Here is a 16,192-nt window from a genome sequence, read left to right as displayed (position 1 = left end):
TTTATGCCGCGTTGATCAGTTCGAGCGTCTTGTCGAGGAGGGCCTGGCTGGCTGCCGCGACAACATTGCCGCCACCGGTGGGCTCGGAGCCGTCCCAGCAGGCGATGGCGCCGCCGGCTTCGCGGATAATCGGGACGAGCGCGGCGATGTCATAGGTATTGAGATGGGGCTCGATGACGAGGTCGGCATGGCCTGACGCGAGGAGGGCATAGCCATAGCAATCCATGCCGAAGCGCTGGAGGCGCGTGGCGCCTTCGACGGCGTGCCACTTGGCAGCGAGCGACGACGTGTTGAAGAGTTTTGGCGTCGTCGTAAAGACGCGGGCCGGGGCGAGGTCGGTGAGGCCGCTGACGCGATTGGGCTGGGTGAGGCCGCCGCGCTCGTAGCGCGAATGGCCGGGGACGGCAATGAAGGTTTCCCCGATAAAGGGCTGGCTCATGATGCCCGCCTTGGCGACTCCATCGACGGCAAAGCCGATCAGCGTGCCCCAGACCGGCGCGCCGGAGATGAAGGCGCGGGTGCCGTCGACGGGGTCGATGATCCAGGTATAGGGGCTTTCCCCGCTCGTGCCCCATTCTTCCCCGATCACCGCGTGGTCGGGAAAAGCGTCGGCGATGATGGCGCGGATGACCTTTTCGGCCCCCTTGTCGGCCTCGGTGACGGGGTCGAAGCCTGATGTCAGCTTGTTGTCGATGGCAAGGCCGGTGCGAAAGAGCGGCAGGGTGTGCGCCGCGGCGGCATCGGCGGCGGCGAGGAGGGTGGCTTCGATACGGGTGAAATCGAGTTGCGTGGCCATGAAAATCCTTCAGCGGCAGGCGAAGCTGGTTTAGGAGGCGGCGCGGCATGGAGCAAGCGGACAAATGCCGACGCGCCTCAAAGAGTTACGCTTTTTGCCCGAGAATCGTGACGGCTTCTGGGGTGGAAATGTCGTCCATCCGTCATGATTCATTTTTGCAACAAGCGTGTGTCGAACGGCAGGCGAGGCCGTGTGGAGCCTTGTGCGGAACCGAAAAGAGGTTCAGCCTTCATTGGCATGATGTGCATTCCGGTCCTTGCGGCAGCTCTTGCGCCGGACCGGAGCGCATCGTTCCTCCCTTGACTGGGCCGCCTTTAGGGGCGGCCCTTGTTTGTGTGGAAGGGCTACTCGGCCGCGGCGCGCTCGGGGGCGGCCAGGGTCATCAGGTCGAGACCGATAAGGGCGTGGATCATGCCCTCGATCAACTGGCGCAGCGGCTCGAAGCCGGCATTCTTCTCCAGCGTCGCCTCGTTCATATAGAGATGCCGGCTGACCTCGATCTGCAGGGCATGGACGCCGTGTTGCGGGCGGCCATAGGCGCGGGTGCAGAAGCCGCCGGCATAGGGGCGGTTGCGCGCCACTTTCAGCCCCGCGGCGATGAAGCCGGTTTCAACAAGATCGATCAGGGCCGGGGAGCAGGTCGTGCCATAGCGGTCGCCGAGGACGATATCGGGCGTCGCCCGCTCGCCGTGGCGGCCGAGGCGAGGCATGGAATGGCAATCGATGAGGACGGCGACACCAAAGCTGGTGGCGGCTTCGGTAAGGAGATTTTGCAGGGCCGCGTGATAGGGGTGATAGATGCCCTCGATGCGCATGCGCGCATCATCGAGGGTCAGCTTTTCGCGGTAGATCGGCTTATTTTCGGCAACGACGCGGGCCAATGTGCCGAGGCCGGCGGCGACGCGCGGCGAGCTGGTGTTGAACCGGTCCGAGAGGGCATCGACGAACATGGTGGGATCGAGTTCCCAGGGCTCGCGATTGACGTCGAGATAGGCGCGCGGGAAATGCGCCCGCAATAGGGGGGCGCCCAGATGTGGCGCGCGCGCAAAGAGCTCATCGACAAAGGCGTCCTCGGACTGGCGGATCGAGAGATGATCGAGCCGGGTCATGGCGAGGAAGCGATCAGGATAGCTCCGGCCGGAATGGGGCGAATTGAACACAATTGGCGCGACCATACGACGGGGCCGTATGGTTTCGAATGCCGGTTGATCCCAATAGTCGGATCGCACGCTGCCTCCACGGGGGCCGCGCTTCCGGCGCGGTCGAGTGATTTGCTGTCACCCAAGTGTCGCGCGGCGGAGCCAACTTGTCCAGTTGATTGCAAAAAGTCGCACAGGCGGCGTGAGGCCGTTTGCGTTGGGACAAATCTGAATTAAACATCGACTTAATACGACTCACTGCCGGACTGGCGCCGAAAGAAGGTTTTTGATGAAGCGAATCCTGCTCGCCGAAGACGATAACGACATGCGCCAGTTTCTGACCCGGGCGCTGAAAAACGCCGGCTATGAGGTCGTCTCTTTCGACAATGGGCTGTCGGCCTATGAGCGGCTGCGCGAAGAGCCGTTTTCGCTGCTGCTCAGCGACATCGTGATGCCGGAAATGGACGGGATCGAACTGGCGCGTCGCGCGACGGAACTTGATCCCGACCTCAAGGTGATGTTCATCACCGGCTTTGCCGCGGTGGCGCTGAACCCGGACAGTGACGCGCCCAAGGATGCGTCGGTGCTGTCAAAACCCTTCCATCTCAAGGATCTCGTGTCCGAAGTGGAGCGGCTGCTCGCGGCCTGAAGCCCTGCATGCCCTTGACTAAAACTGGTTTCGCGTTTTGCGGGGTATGCGCAAAGAAGAAATCCACAGGCGTGAGATTGACCCCTTGACCGCTACGGTTCTTTTGTGGTCTATCCGCGCCACCGGAGAGGCAAACGCCGAACCGGCCCGGAGAGATGGGCGTATAGCTCAGCGGGAGAGCACTACGTTGACATCGTAGGGGTCACAAGTTCGATCCTTGTTACGCCCACCATCTCTTCTTTTTCCCTGCGCAAGCGCAGCGGGTGCGTAGCTCAGCGGGAGAGCACTGCCTTCACACGGCAGGGGTCACAGGTTCAATCCCTGTCGCACCCACCATTTTCATGACATTGCTGTTTATCGGCGCTGACCAGCGCTGTTTTGGCGCGTCCGGCGTTTGGGTCGCGGACTAGAAGCGGTAGTTGAGGCCGGTGCGGACGATATTGAGGTAGGGGGAATCGGCGCGGTGCAGGTAGCCGCCGCCCATGGCGCCGATTACGCCGGTTTCGACGGCGCCCAGGTGGATATGCAGATATTCGGCGCGGAGGCTGAGATTGTCGGCGAGCGCCCATTCGAGGCCGGCGCCGGCCGCCCAGCCGGAGGCCAGATGGCGGCTGGTGAAATTGTTCGAGCTGTCGCCCTTGCTGAAATCGGCTGCGGCGAGACCTGCCGTGGCATAGACCAGCAGATTGTCATGGGCGAGGCCGATGCGGCCGCGCAGCGTGCCGAAGCCTGAAATGTCGATAGTGTTGACGAGGCCGGCAAACTGGGAGTCGTCGCCGCGGAATTGTCCGAGCGAAAGATCGGCTTCGGCGCCGATGACGAAGGCATTGAACTGGTGCTGATAGCCGGCATGCAGACCGGCCAGCAGGCTTTGATATTGGATGTCGCCATCGGGCTGCCAGGGATCGACAGGCGTCGATCGCCACTGGTTCGCGGACTGGCCATAGCCATAGCCGAGATGCCCGCCGATATAGGCGCCTGACCAATCGTGGGCGCTGGTGGGGGCGCGGAGCGAGAAATCGCCGTAGACGTCGGCCGCCATGGCGGCGGGCGCAGAAAGCAGCGCCAGACAAGAAAATAGGCACACCAGTTTCATCTTCGGGTCCCACCTTCACCGACCATGGATTTTGACGACTTATGGTTAATGGAGAGTGAAAGGCGGTTGCCGGGGGTAGTGGTGCAGAAGGCCGCAGTCGTCACGGTAGCTTCGTCTCGTGGTGCAATGGATCGGGTCCAGCAGCCACTGTGAGACCCCCAAATGACTGATCGCCAGAAGACGCGCGAGCGTCCGAATCCGCGCCGTGCTTTCGCCAGGAGCTATGGTTCCCTGCTTCATGAAGGTTTTAATCGCCGCACCGTGCTCAAGGGGTTCCTTGCGAGTTCGGCAATTGCCGCGCTCGGCAATGGTTTCGGCGTCCGGGCTGTCGCTGCGGCGGAAGCCACTTCGACGCTGACCTTTTCCGAGCTGAACCGGGTGCGCGACGAGCATGACCACTGGCCCGAGGGCTATGAGCGGCAGGTCCTGCTGCGCTGGGGCGACGCGATCTTTCCCGATAGCCCGGAATTCGACCTTGCCAGCATTGATGGTCCGGCGGCCGAGCGCCAGTTTGGCTACAATAACGATTTTACCGCCTTCCTGCCGCTGCCGCTCGGTTCAAATGCTTCGGACCGGGGCCTGCTGCTGGTCAGCCATGAATATGCCTCGCCCTACCTGATGTTTCCCGACCTCATCTATGAGGACTATCGCGAAAAGCTGACCGATGCGCAGATTCGCACGATCATGGCGGCGACCGGCGTCAGCATTGTCGAAATCAAGCGCAATGGGGCGAATTGGGAAGTGGTCCGGGATGGCCAGTACAATCGCCGTATCCATATGAATACCGAAATGGTGATTTCGGGACCGGCGGCGGGCGATGACCGGCTCAAGACCAAGGCCGATCCGACGGGCACGGTGGTTTTCGGCACCATTTCCAACTGCAATGGCGGCGTGACGCCATGGGGCACCATGCTGTCGGGCGAAGAAGGGTCCATGGACGTCTTTGCGGGCGACTATGGCGTGCTCGACAATCAGGAACTGGTCGAGCGGCAGGGCTGGGACGAGGACGAGAACGATATCTATTCGGTGTCGCGCGTGGCGCCGCGCTTCTCCTTCGAGACCGAACCGAATGAATGGATGAAGTTCGACTGGGTGGTCGAGATCGATCCGCTCGACCCGACAGCCAAGCCGATCAAGCGCACGGCGCTGGGCCGCATGACCCATGAAGGGGCACAGGTGAGCCTGGCGCCCGACGGGCGGGTGGTGGTGTTCATGGGTGACGACGACGATTTCGAATACCTCTATCGCTTCGTCACCGAGGGCAAGTTCAACCCGGACGATCGGGCGGCCAACAAGGACCTGCTCGATCACGGCACCCTGTCGGTGGCAAAATTCGAAAGCGATGGCACCATGGCCTGGATTCCGCTGGTGGCCGGCATGGGGCCGCTGACGGCAGAGAACGGCTTTGCGAGCCAGGCCGATGTGGTGCTGAACACGCGTGCGGCGGCCGACCTCGTAGGGGCGACGCCGATGGACGCGCCTGAAGGTTTCATTCCCCATAGCGGCACCGGCAAGCTCTATGTCGCCATGACTGAGAACGAGGACCGCCTGCCGGCAGGGGAAGACGAATTCGAAAGCGTCAATCCGGCCAATCCGCGTGGGCCCAATCCGCATGGGCACCTCCTGGAACTGGTGCCGCCGGGCGCGCCTGATGCTCCTGACCATGCCGCCGACAGCTTTACCTGGGATGTTTTTGCGCTTTGCGGTGATCCGGCCAAGCCCGAGGATGAAAGCCTTTATCATCCCGAGACGACGGAAAGCGGCTGGTTCACCGACCCGGACAATATCGGGGTCGATCCCAAGGGCCGTATCTGGGTGACGACGGATGGTCCACCGCCCGACGGCATGGCCGACGCGGTCTATGCCATGGACACCGAGGGCCCGGGCCGGGCGCTGCCGCGCCTGTTCTACATTCCGCCGACGGGCTCGGAAGTCTGTTCGCCGGCTTTCTCGCCCGATGGGACGAGTCTCTTCCTGTCCGTGCAGCATCCGGGGGAATTGCGCCTGGATGACATGGAAGATGCCGAGAGCATGGACGAAGCGGGCACCAGTTGGCCCGACTTTGCCGAGGGCATGCCGGCTCGTCCATCGCTCGTCGTTCTGACCAAGCGCGATGGTGGCGTCGTCGGTAGCTGAGGCTCGTCGTTGAAACGAGAACGCCCCCTTTCGCGATGGAAGGGGGCGCTTTCTTTGTCGCGTGGCGCCAAGGGGTGGAGCGTTTTAGTCCGCGAGTTGCATTGCTTGTATGACATCCGCCCAGGAGACGAACTTGAAGTTGCGACTAAAACCTTCGTTGCGGTCGTCCTGCACCACCATCAGGCCCTTAGGGAAGGTTTCCGAGAGAGCTGATGTGGTGACGTCGAGGCCGTCAGTCTCCGAGACCGGATCGGTGGCGCCGGTGACGAGTTGAAGCTGCCGTAGCAAGGCTGGTTGCCATGGGCGTCGGGCTGGCGGGCATAGAGGACGTAGCGATTGACGCCCTGGGCTGAGGCGAGGATATAGCCGGAATTGTCGGCGCCCTTGACCACGGCGAGGCCTTCGAGATCGTCTTCGGGGAGGCAGGCGGAGCCGACCTTGTCGACGAGGTGACCTGATGTGTCGGCATCGGGGGCGGCGGCGAAGCGCCAGAGGCCGCCGTCTTCTTCGCCGACATAGATGAAGGCGAGTTCGTCGTCGGCGACGACGCCTTCGGGCTGGGTGGGGACGGCGAGTTCGCGGGTGAAGGCGAGGCTCAACTGGCCCGCATTGGAGGTTATTTCCCACTGCATGATTTCGCCGGTCTTAAAACTGGCGATGACGAAGAGACGACGGGCACTGGCATCGTGATAGAGGCCGATGCCGTAGATGTCGTCGTCGATCTTTCGCGGGGCGCCGGGGAAGGCGAAGGGTGTCACCTGGGTCAGCGTGCCAGTCTTGTCGACGGTGTAGAGCACAATCGTATCGTCATTGCGGCGCGAGGCGGCGACGAGGCTCAGGGTTTCGTCGCCCAGGGTCACATCCTGGCGGATATCGACGTTGTTGAGCCGGCCGTCGTTGAGGCGCTGTACGATCTTGCCGTCGAGATCGAAGACGACGAGGCCGACATCCTTGTCGGTGCCGATGACGCGGCTTTTCTCAGGATTGGCCGCGTTGATCCAGATAGCCGGATCATCGGGGTCGATGTCGACATTCTCGGTTTCGAGCGTCGCCGAGATGCTGGCAAAGATCGGCTCGGGCTGGGCGAGGGCGGCGCAGGTCCAGCAGAGGCTGAGGGCGAGGAAGGCTAGGGCCGGGCGCGGATCAATCATCGATTTCGGCTTCCGTCACCGGCACGGTGAAGGAGAGGGCGAGGGTCTTGCCATCGCGCGTGAGGCTGGCGAAACCGCCGATGAGGCCATTGGCGGCGGTGCCTTCGGCATCGGCCGTGCCTTCATTGAGCGCGAGATCGAGAGTGCCGCTATCCACGAGGCCTTCTTCATTGACGATGGTGCTCTTTTCGACCCATTCCCATTCGAACTGCACTTCAAGGCTCGCCTTGGCGCCTTCTGGGAATTCCTCGTCGGGCGAGAGGGCAAAGCTCAGCGGCAAGGTGTGGGCGTTGAAATCGGCATTGGCGAATTCGAGTTCGATGGTGCGCTCGATATCGTTCATCACCGCATTGACGGCGACTTCGAAGTCGATGAGGCGCAGCGCGCCGGCATCGTCGTGGCCATATTCGCGCTTGCCGACAACTTCGGCCGCGGTGCCTTCGAGGGTGGGCAGGTTGACGTTGAAACCATAGTCGCCAAAGGCGCCGACCATGACGAAATGCGGCGTGGCGCCGAGCCAGGCGGTTGGTGCCTCGGCGGTTTCGCCCAGGGTGGCGTTGAGGTTGATCGCCTGATCTTCGGCCGAGAGGGTCTGGGCGAAGGCGGGCGTGGCGGCGAGCAGCAGGGCGAGAGTTGCGACCTTGAGGCGCATAATCGGCTTCCAGCGTGAGGGTGCGCTGTTGTCGACCATCTGCGTGTCGGGGCGATGACGGTTTCGTGAACGGTCGAGCCTACCACATGGTGGCTTTGGCGCGCTCCGGCCAGGCCTTGTCATAGGGCTCGCCGCCGACCTGGTTTTCGCTCATGGCGGCGAGGATCTGGCCGGGGGATGGGAGCGTTGCCGGGTCGATATGGCGGTCCGGATTCCAGAGTTCGGAGCGGACGATGGCGCGGGCGCACTGGAAATAGAGTTCGTCGATTTCGAGGACGATGACGGAGCGCGGGGCTTTTTCGTCGATGGCGAAGCTTTCGAGGAAGGCTGGGTCAATGGAAAGGTGGGCACGGCCATTGGCGCGCATGGTGGTGCCGGAGCCGGGAAGAAGGAACAAAAAAGCGCAACGCGGATCGCGGACGATGTTGCGCAGGGAGTCGATGCGGTTATTGCCGCGGCGGTCGGGCATCATCAGGGTCTTGTCGTCGTGAATGCGGACGAAGCCGGCCTTGTCGCCGCGGGGCGAGCAATCAATACCTTCCGGGCCCACGGTGGCGAGGGCAGCGAAGGGGCTGGCTTCGATGAGGCGGCGATATTCCGGTGTCATCGCGTGGGCGACCTTTACGGTCGAGGCGGCGGCGGGGGCGGGCAGGTAGAGCGCTTCGAGCTCAGCAATGGACGAGACGATATGCTGGGACATGAAGACCTCTTTGGGCGCGGCGACTGGAGGGTGGTCAGCGCGGTTATGATGAACCTGGCGCTGGCAGATGCGTGTAACTAAACTTATATCTCGAGCGAATAACAGTGCGACAAAGGAGTTAAGCCATGGATGCCCATGCCTATCCCGTGACCCGGACCGACGCTGAATGGCGGGAGCGTTTGACGCCTGAGCAATATTACATCATGCGCCAGCATGGCACCGAACGGCCCGGTAGTTGTGCACTGCTGCATGAAACGCGCGAAGGCACTTTTGCCTGTGCTGGTTGCGATACGCCACTCTTCGGGTCGACGCTGAAGTTTGAGAGCGGTACCGGTTGGCCGAGTTTCAATGACCCGCTGCCCGGTGCCGTCGAAAGCACGATCGACCGCAGCCATGGCATGGTGCGCGAGGAAGTGCATTGCGCCACCTGCGGCAGCCATCTGGGGCATGTGTTCCCCGATGGTCCGCCGCCTACCGGCCTGCGCTATTGCATCAATGGCGTGGCGCTGAATTTTACGCCGGCCTGAATGAACGAAACCCGCGGTGCGAGCCGCGGGTTTTTTGTTTGTGGCGGCACGGGCTCCCTTTTTCTTCTCCCCATCGGGGAGAAGGTGGTGCGCATGCGCCGGATGAGGGGGGGCTTCCGCGAGAATGGAGAGCGCCCCCTCACCCGTCTCGGCCTGCGGCCGATCCACCCTCTCCCCGATGGGGAGAGGAATAGGGGGCTCACGTTCCTCTCGGCTTGGCGCGGCTAGTGGCTGGGGCGGCAATTGGGTCTTCGGGCCAGGGGTGGCGGGGGTAGCGACCTTTCAAGTCCTTGGCGACATCTTTCCAGCTACCGCGCCAGAAGCCGGGGAGGTCGCGCGTCGTCTGGATGGGGCGATGGGCGGGGGAGAGCAGGATCAGGAGCAGGGGGATGCGGCCGTTGGCGATGGCGGGGTGGCGGTCGAGGCCGAAGAGTTCCTGCACGCGGATTTCGAGGGCCGGGCCGTTTTCGGCGGTGTAGTCGATGGGTAGATGGCTGCCGGAGGGGGCCGAAAAGTGGCTCGGGAGCAGGCGGTCGATTTCTTGTTTCTTGGCCCAGGGAAGAAGGGTGTCGAGGGCCTGGCCGAGGTGATCGGCGCTGATGCTTGAGAGACGGGTTTCGCCGGTGATGTGGGGCACAAGCCAGTCTGGGTTGGCGGCGAGGGCGGCGTCGGACAGGTCAGGCCAGTCTTCGCCGAGAGTCTGGCGGAGGAAGGTGGCGCGGGCGCGGAGGGCTTTTTGGTCCTTGCTCCAGGGGAGGGTTTCCGGGCGTTTTAGGGCGGCTTCGGCGAGAAGCTCGGCGGCGCGTTCGAGATCGGTGACGGGGGCTGGTTCGTCGGCGAGGCGCAGGGCGTCGAGGCGGCGCTGGTGGCGGGCCCTAACGGAGCCGGAGGCGGGGTCAAAGGTGAGGGTGGTTTCGCTCGTGATGTGATTGCCGAAGAGGGTTTCGAGATCGGCGGGATCGAGGGCGGCGGCGGAGCGGATGCGGCCCTGGGTGGCGCTGCCGGTGATATCGGCGACGACGAGGAAATTTGCGTCGGCGAGGGAATGGGTTTCGTCGACCTGGGCCTGGCGGCCATTGGCGAGGCGGAAGCGGCCGCGCGGGCCGGCGGGTTGGGCGACGCGATCGGGGAAGGCGCGGGCGAGGTGGTGACCGGGGTCTCGGGGGTCTTGGCTGGTGCCGCCTACGAGTTTGCTCCAGCGTTTTGCCATGGCGCGGGCGTCCTGGGCGCGGGGGGAGCGGTCGGTGTGGAAACGCTCGAGGCGGCGGGCGAGGTCGGTGTCGTCGCCGCCAAGGCCGCGTTCGCCGATGAGGACGGCGAGTTCGGCTGCGGTTTCGGCGTCGCCGTCTTCGGCACCGGCAACGACCATATGGGCGAGGCGCGGGTGGAGCGGGAGTTTGGCGAGGGCTTTGCCGGCTGGGGTGAGATGGCCGCCCTCGTCGATTGCGTCTAGGCGGATGAGCAGCGCTTTGGCTTCGGCCCAGGCGGGGGCGGGCGGGGGATCGAGGAAGGCGAGGGTTTGAGGGTCGCTGACGCCCCAGGCGGCGAGGTCTAGGACCAAGCCCGAAAGATCGGCGGAGAGGATTTCGGGCGTTTCGAAGGCTTCCAAAGCTGCCGTTTGGCCTTCGTTCCAGAGGCGGATGGCGACGCCGGGTGAAGTACGGCCGGCACGGCCGCGGCGCTGGTCGGCGCCGGCGCGGGAGACGCGGACAGTGGCAAGGGTCGTGAGCCCCGTGGCGGGTTCGTAGACGGGGACGCGGCGGAAACCGGAATCGACAACGATGCGGACGCCTTCGATGGTCAGCGAGGTTTCGGCGATGGAGGTGGCGAGCACGATCTTGCGGCGGTCGGCCGGGGAGGGCCGGATGGCGGCGTCCTGTTCGGCGGGGGTGAGTTGGCCATAGAGCGGAGCGAGGTCGGTGTTTTGAGGCAGGCGCGTCGCGAGGCGTTCGGCGGTGCGGGTGATTTCGCCCTGGCCAGGGAGGAAGACGAGGGCGGAGCCTTCGTGCTCGCGCATGGCTTTCAGGACGGCTTTTGTGACCTGGTCTTCGAGGCGTTCCAGAGGATCGGGCTCGGCATAGATGGTGTCGACCGGAAAGGTGCGGCCGGGGCTGTCGATGACGGGGGCGTCGTCGAGGAGTTTTGCAACGCGGGCGCCGTCGATGGTGGCCGACATGACGAGGAGCTTTAGGTCTGGTCGCAAAGCGCGGGCATCGAGCGCGAGGGCGAGACCGAGATCGGCGTCGAGGCTGCGTTCGTGGAATTCGTCGAAGAGGACGGCGGCGACGCCTGAGAGTTCGGGATCGTCCTGCAGCATGCGGGTGAAGACGCCTTCGGTGACGACTTCGATGCGGGTTTTGCTCGAAACCTTCGATTCCATGCGGACGCGGAAGCCGACCGTCTGGCCGACGTCTTCGTTGAGGAGGTTTGCCATTTGCCGTGCGGCGGCGCGGGCGGCGAGGCGGCGGGGTTCGAGGACGATGATGCGGCCATCATGGCGCCAGGGGGAATCGAGGAGGGCGAGGGGCACGCGGGTGGTTTTACCGGCGCCGGGCTGGGCGACGAGCACGGCGCTGCTTCCCTTCGCTAGGGCATCGGCCAGGGCCGGCAGGGCGGCATCGATGGGCAGCGGCGGCATGGGCATGGGCGCAAAAATCCTTTACCCGCTGCTTACTCGCGACCTGCTAATCACTCAAGCGATTGCCTGTGGCCAGGTTTTTGCCGCGCCTTCACGTCGCAAAAGTGATCCCATCGTTTTTGGTGGAGGTGTTTCAGGTGGTTTCCTTGATTATTCAACAAGGCTAGGGTCCGCTGCCCCGCCTAAAGAGAGATTGCCTGGAGGACGCACATGCAACTCACTCGAATCAGCAATAGCGATCTCACCGTGGACGTGGCGGCTCTGGGAGCCGAAATGCAGTCGCTATCGACCCGGGATGGTCGAAACTGGCTGTGGAGCGGAGATGCCACTTATTGGACCGGCCGTTCGCCGGTTCTGTTTCCCATGGTGGGCCGCGCCCCCATGGATGTGGTCAGTGTTGGAGACCAACGCTACCAGATGGGTCAGCACGGCTTTGCCCGGCGCAGTGCCTTTACGCTGGTGGAAGAATGGCGCGAGCACTGCATCTATCGGCTCGAAGCTTCGGAAGCGAGCCGGGCCATGTTCCCGTTCGATTTCCAGCTCGATGTGGAGCATCGGCTGGAAGGGCGGGCGGTGATCGTTACCGCGACAGTGACCAATCGCGATGACAAGGTCATGCCCTATGGGGTGGGTTTCCATCCCGCCTTTGCCTGGCCGCTGCCGGGGGGTGAGGGGCAGAAGCACAGCGTCACCCTGGAGAATGGCGGGGAGCCGGCGTTGTTCCGGCTTTCGGGTGGGCTCGTCAATCCCGAGCCGCTGGCTTCGCCCTTTGTCGGCGGCGCGCTGGCGCTCAACCATGCCGATTTCGAGAAGGATGCGATGATCTTTCCAGAGGGGGCAGGAGCGGGGCTTGTCTACAGGGCCGAGAACGGGCCGAGCATTCACTTCACCTGGGAAAATTTGCCCAACTTTGCGCTCTGGACCAAGCCGGGGGCGGGGTTTATCTGCCTCGAGCCGTGGCAGGGAACGGCGGCGGAAGTGGGCGGGTCGGATGCGCTGGATCAGCGGCCGTTTACGGCGCTGTTGGGGCCGGGAGCCAGTGCGAAGTATTCGTTCAGGGCGGAGTTGGTGGGGTAACACCAAGACGAAGCCACAGCCACTGCACTTCCTTCTCCCCTTGCGGGAGAAGGTGGCGCGAAGGATCACCGAATTCGCGCTGGCGAATTCGGTTGGGATGAGGGGTCCACGGTCTCTCACCACCGATAGAGCGTGGGGAGAGAACCCCTCACCCTGGATTTTTGCTGAACGCAAAAATCCTTTCCCTCTCCCGCAAGGGGCGAGGGGTCACCGAATTCGCAATAGCGAATTCGGTTGGGGCCGGTGGGTGGGAAGGTACTGAAGGGGACTACTCCGCCGCCCCTCTTTCCTCCGCCAGCATATCCGGGCCATTGGGATCGCCCGGGGCTGTTTCTACCCCCAGGTCAGGGAAGGCGGCGATGCGCTGGTTGCGGAAGTCGGTGCGGATGACGATCAGGCCGCGCTCTTCGAACCAGGTGAGAAGACGACGGGCGCGGCTGGTCGAGTGCGTGCCGTAGAGGCGGGCGATGGTGGCGTCCGAGGGGCAGGGGCCGCCGGTGAGGGCGGCTTGCGCGAGGACCAGGAACACGCCTTGCACGTCGTCGGTGAGCGTTTCCGAGAGGGTCAGGGCCTGCTGCCAGCCGTCGGATGAGGCGGTTTCTTCGTCGGGGGCGACGCGGGCGACGGCGAGGAGGCGCTTGAAAGCCGGGAGGGCCGGCGGTTCGCCCGGCACGCGGCGGATGCGGCAGCGAACGAGAAAATCCTGATAGAGCTGGGCGGTGTTGCGGAAACCCGCATCGGGGTCGCTCATCAGTTCGATCATGACCGACTTGATGGTTTCTTCGCGCTCGGCTTCATCGATTTCGGGGAAGAGCGAGGTCGGTTCCGGTTCGCGTTCCGCGCGGGCACGGGCGACCTGAGCCAAAAGTTCGTTGGTTGAGGGCGGCGGGGGCGGCGCGGGGCGGCGCACGACCGGGCGGGCCATTTCGTCCGGGTCCATGGTGAAGATCAGGTCGGCGGCGTCGACCGGGGCTTCGGGGAGCGGGGTCAGTTTGGGGCTCGTGGAGCGCGCCGAGGTTTCGACGGGTCCGATGACGATGGGCAGGGGGCGGCGCGAGACAGCAGGGCCGAGGGCGACGAAGTGTCCACGCGCCAGATCGCGAAATTGTTCGGCCTGGCGGCGGTCCATGCCGAGGAGATCGGCGGCGCGGGCCATATCGATGTCGAGAAAAGTGCGGCCCATGAGGAAGTTGCTGGCTTCGGCCGCCACGTTTTTCGCGAGTTTTGCCAGACGCTGGGTGGCGATGACGCCGGCAAGACCGCGCTTGCGCCCGCGGCACATGAGGTTGGTCATGGCACCGAGGGAAACTTTGCGGGCTTCGTCGGAAACTTCGCCTGCAGCGGCGGGGGCAAAGAGCTGGGCTTCGTCAACGACGACGAGGACGGGGTACCAGAAATCGCGATCGGCATCGAACATGCCGCCCAAAAAGGCGGCGGCGGCGCGCATTTGCTGCTCGGCGTCGAGCCCTTCGAGATTGACGACGACCGAGACGCGGTGCTGGCGCACGCGGGTGGCGATGCGTGTAAGCTCGGCTTCGGTGCGGGTGGCGTCGACCACGAGATGGCCGAACTTATCGGCAAGCGTGACGAAGTCACCCTCGGGGTCGATGACGCATTGCTGCACCCAGGGGGCGGATTGTTCGAGGAGGCGCCGCAAGAGGTGGGATTTGCCGGAACCGGAATTACCCTGGACCAAAAGACGGGTGGCCAGCAATTCCTCAAGGTCCATGTGGGCGGTGCCGGAACCCCGGCTCTCGCCCATGTCGATTGCAACCTGCATCTCAACTCCAGCGCATGCGTGGAGGCTGTTTAGCACGCCGAGCCGCCGATTCGGCAAAGCGGTGCTTCAATTCACAGGTGCTTGGGGGTTTAGGCCGGTTTGCGGGCGATCATGAAGACGGCGGCTTTCTTGGTGGGTAGCCATTCGTGTTCGATGGCGAAGCCTGCAGCCTCCATGGTGGCGCGGAGCTGGGTCTGCGTCATGACATCGAGATGGGGCAGGAAGCCCAGGCGATTGCCCAAGGGGGCGACATAGCGAATGAAGGGCATCATGTCGCCCAAACACGCAGTGCTGGTGATGAAATAGCCGCCGGGTTTGAGGGCCTCAAAAACCTTGGCGATGGCGGCCTCCTTGTTCCTCAGAAGGTGCAGGATGGACATGCCGAGCACCATGTCGAGGCTTTGGGGCGCAAGGGTCACACCCTCGATGGAGCCGACTTCGAAGCTGATGTTTTTGGTGCCGGCTTTGTCCGCCTTGCTCTGGGCGATCTCGATCATGCGCTCGGAAAAATCCACGGCGCGGATATGCCTGACATTGGCGGCGTGAATGAGCGCGGTGGAGCCGGTGCCGCAGCCGAATTCGAAGAGGTCCATATCGGGGCGCAAGAGGCGCCGGGTGGCGGCGAGCTTGGTTTGATAGGCGGTTTCGTCGGCGACCGGCTGGGCAGCATAGCGGTCGGCCATGCGATTCCAGAAGGCTTGTTGTCCGCTCATGCCGCTTCTCCCGCGTGTTTGATGGCGAAAAAGATAGAACTTTGTGCGATGCAACAAAATTGCAGAAACAGGCACAAATCATATACAAGAATGCATGGATAGCGGCCAAAACCCTGATTGGAACCAGATGCGCGCCCTCCTCGCGACGGTCGAGGCGGGGTCGCTTTCGGGCGCGGCGCGAAAGCTGGGGCTGACGCAGCCGACGCTCGGGCGGCAGGTGGCGGCGCTGGAGAAAAGCCTCGGCGTGACACTGTTCGAGCGGGTGGGGCGGGGGCTGGTGCTGACCCAGGCGGCGCTGGAACTGGTGGCGCCGCTGCGGGCGATGGGCGAGGCGTCGGAGACGATTGCGCTCGTGGCGTCGCGACAATCGCAATCGGTGGAGGGGCTGGTTCGCATCACGGCGAGCGACGTCTATGCGCAATATCTGCTGCCGCCGATCCTTCTCAAACTCAGGCAGGTGGCGCCGGGGATCGTGGTCGATGTGGTGGCGTCCAATGAGGTGGAAGACCTGATCCGCCGCAGGGCCGACATTGCCATTCGCCATGTGCCGCCGCAGGAGGCGGAACTGATCGCGCGGCGGCTGCCCGATACGGTGGCGAAGATTTATGGGACGCCGGAACTGATCGATCGGATCGGCAGGCCGATGGACGAGCGCGCGCTGAGCCGGGCGGATTTTGTCGGCTATTCGGAGAGTGTCGATATCGTCCTGGCGGAATTGCAGCGTAATGGCCTGACGCTGAGCGCGGCCAATTTTCCGCTGCTTACCAATAGCGGGCTTGTGGCCTGGGACTGGGTGCGGCGGGGCATGCTGCTGGGGTTGATGATGAAGGCTGTGGCGGACCACACGCCGGAAGTGGAGGAGGCGTGGCCCGATTTCGCCGGCGTGCCGGTGCCGACATGGCTCGCGACGCATCGCGAATTGCGCACGGCGCGGCGCATCAGGGTCGTGTTCGACCTCCTGGCCGAAGCGCTGGCGGAAGCCTCGCAGCCGGCGAATTGACAGGACGCGCGAATGCCATTCTTGTATGGAAGGGCGCCAGAAAATAGCAAAAAGCCCAGAAAACTGTGGAAGTCCGCGGGGGCATAGAGCCACGGCCGCCATTTCGGCCCATGGTCGGCAATCAAGGAATCGGTGAGC

The 16,192-nt window shown here is 63.8% G+C and carries 14 protein-coding genes, 2 tRNA genes and 1 pseudogene; 7 read left to right on the top strand and 10 right to left on the bottom strand.

From position 1 onward, the window contains the following. Position 1 precedes the first annotated feature (1 nt). Positions 2-796 (bottom strand): histidinol-phosphatase, encoded by a 795-nt coding sequence (gene hisN / locus J7557_RS14995; RefSeq protein WP_291420852.1) that lies wholly within the window; start codon positions 794-796, stop codon positions 2-4. 344 nt (positions 797-1,140) lie between these two features. Continuing rightward, on the bottom strand, positions 1,141-1,971 hold the full coding sequence (locus J7557_RS14990) for an N-formylglutamate amidohydrolase (RefSeq protein WP_291420851.1): 831 nt from the start codon (positions 1,969-1,971) through the stop codon (positions 1,141-1,143). Positions 1,972-2,224: 253 nt separating this feature from the next. Between J7557_RS14990 and cpdR the strand changes: the two genes are divergently transcribed. The 3 genes from cpdR (at position 2,225) to J7557_RS14975 (ending at position 2,920) form a co-directional block, all read left to right on the top strand. Further along, positions 2,225-2,584 (top strand): cell cycle two-component system response regulator CpdR, encoded by a 360-nt coding sequence (cpdR, locus tag J7557_RS14985; protein WP_035086991.1) that lies wholly within the window; start codon positions 2,225-2,227, stop codon positions 2,582-2,584. Between the two features lie 157 nt (positions 2,585-2,741). Then, positions 2,742-2,816: transfer RNA gene (locus tag J7557_RS14980), tRNA-Val, on the top strand. A 29-nt stretch (positions 2,817-2,845) separates the two neighbouring features. After that, positions 2,846-2,920 (top strand) — tRNA-Val (locus J7557_RS14975). A 70-nt stretch (positions 2,921-2,990) separates the two neighbouring features. On the opposite strand, the gene J7557_RS14970 is transcribed toward J7557_RS14975, so the two are convergent. Further along, positions 2,991-3,671: an outer membrane protein gene (locus J7557_RS14970; RefSeq protein WP_291420850.1), complete on the bottom strand. Its 681-nt coding sequence runs from the start codon at positions 3,669-3,671 to the stop codon at positions 2,991-2,993. Between the two features lie 171 nt (positions 3,672-3,842). Between J7557_RS14970 and J7557_RS14965 the strand changes: the two genes are divergently transcribed. Then, positions 3,843-5,816, top strand: a complete 1,974-nt coding sequence (locus J7557_RS14965; RefSeq protein ID WP_291420849.1) for a PhoX family phosphatase — start codon at positions 3,843-3,845, stop codon at positions 5,814-5,816. A gap of 84 nt (positions 5,817-5,900) precedes the next feature. Here the strand turns inward: J7557_RS14965 and J7557_RS21490 are convergent, their stop codons facing one another. From J7557_RS21490 to J7557_RS14950, 4 genes and pseudogenes are all read right to left on the bottom strand, one after another. After that, a complete protein-coding gene (locus tag J7557_RS21490) occupies positions 5,901-6,104 on the bottom strand; it encodes a phytase (RefSeq protein ID WP_367272902.1) in 204 nt (67 codons plus the stop codon). Between the two features lie 26 nt (positions 6,105-6,130). Further along, positions 6,131-6,967 (bottom strand): annotated as a pseudogene (locus J7557_RS14960) (phytase); the annotation flags it as partial. After that, complete coding sequence (locus J7557_RS14955; protein WP_291420847.1) at positions 6,960-7,619, bottom strand: hypothetical protein; 660 nt, start codon at positions 7,617-7,619, stop codon at positions 6,960-6,962. The pseudogene J7557_RS14960 and the gene J7557_RS14955, both read right to left, overlap by 8 nt. A 79-nt stretch (positions 7,620-7,698) precedes the next feature. After that, positions 7,699-8,319: a pyridoxamine 5'-phosphate oxidase family protein gene (locus J7557_RS14950; protein WP_291420846.1), complete on the bottom strand. Its 621-nt coding sequence runs from the start codon at positions 8,317-8,319 to the stop codon at positions 7,699-7,701. A gap of 125 nt (positions 8,320-8,444) precedes the next feature. On the opposite strand from J7557_RS14950, the gene msrB reads away from it, so the two are divergent. Continuing rightward, on the top strand, positions 8,445-8,846 hold the full coding sequence (gene msrB / locus J7557_RS14945) for a peptide-methionine (R)-S-oxide reductase MsrB (RefSeq protein ID WP_291420845.1): 402 nt from the start codon (positions 8,445-8,447) through the stop codon (positions 8,844-8,846). A 199-nt stretch (positions 8,847-9,045) separates the two neighbouring features. Here msrB and hrpB read toward each other — a convergent pair whose 3' ends face one another. Further along, positions 9,046-11,490 carry an ATP-dependent helicase HrpB gene (gene hrpB / locus J7557_RS14940; RefSeq protein WP_291420844.1) on the bottom strand — a complete coding sequence of 815 codons (2,445 nt, stop codon included), beginning with the start codon at positions 11,488-11,490 and terminating at the stop codon, positions 9,046-9,048. A gap of 204 nt (positions 11,491-11,694) precedes the next feature. On the opposite strand from hrpB, the gene J7557_RS14935 reads away from it, so the two are divergent. Then, positions 11,695-12,561: an aldose 1-epimerase family protein gene (locus J7557_RS14935; protein ID WP_291420843.1), complete on the top strand. Its 867-nt coding sequence runs from the start codon at positions 11,695-11,697 to the stop codon at positions 12,559-12,561. Positions 12,562-12,829: 268 nt separating this feature from the next. Here J7557_RS14935 and J7557_RS14930 read toward each other — a convergent pair whose 3' ends face one another. Together J7557_RS14930 and J7557_RS14925 are read right to left on the bottom strand one after the other, a co-directional pair. Next, entirely contained in the window at positions 12,830-14,341 is a 1,512-nt protein-coding gene (locus tag J7557_RS14930) for an ATP-binding protein (RefSeq protein ID WP_291420842.1), read from the bottom strand. Positions 14,342-14,430: 89 nt separating this feature from the next. Beyond that, complete coding sequence (locus tag J7557_RS14925; protein ID WP_291420841.1) at positions 14,431-15,054, bottom strand: class I SAM-dependent methyltransferase; 624 nt, start codon at positions 15,052-15,054, stop codon at positions 14,431-14,433. Positions 15,055-15,148: 94 nt separating this feature from the next. On the opposite strand from J7557_RS14925, the gene J7557_RS14920 reads away from it, so the two are divergent. Then, positions 15,149-16,054 (top strand): LysR family transcriptional regulator, encoded by a 906-nt coding sequence (locus J7557_RS14920; protein WP_291420840.1) that lies wholly within the window; start codon positions 15,149-15,151, stop codon positions 16,052-16,054. The last annotated feature ends 138 nt before the right edge of the window (positions 16,055-16,192 follow it).

The organism is Devosia sp., from assembly GCF_017744655.1.
In the GTDB taxonomy this organism is placed as follows: domain Bacteria; phylum Pseudomonadota; class Alphaproteobacteria; order Rhizobiales; family Devosiaceae; genus Devosia.
Note: the sequence above shows the minus strand (reverse complement) of the source record. Positions and strands in the feature narration are given on the sequence as shown.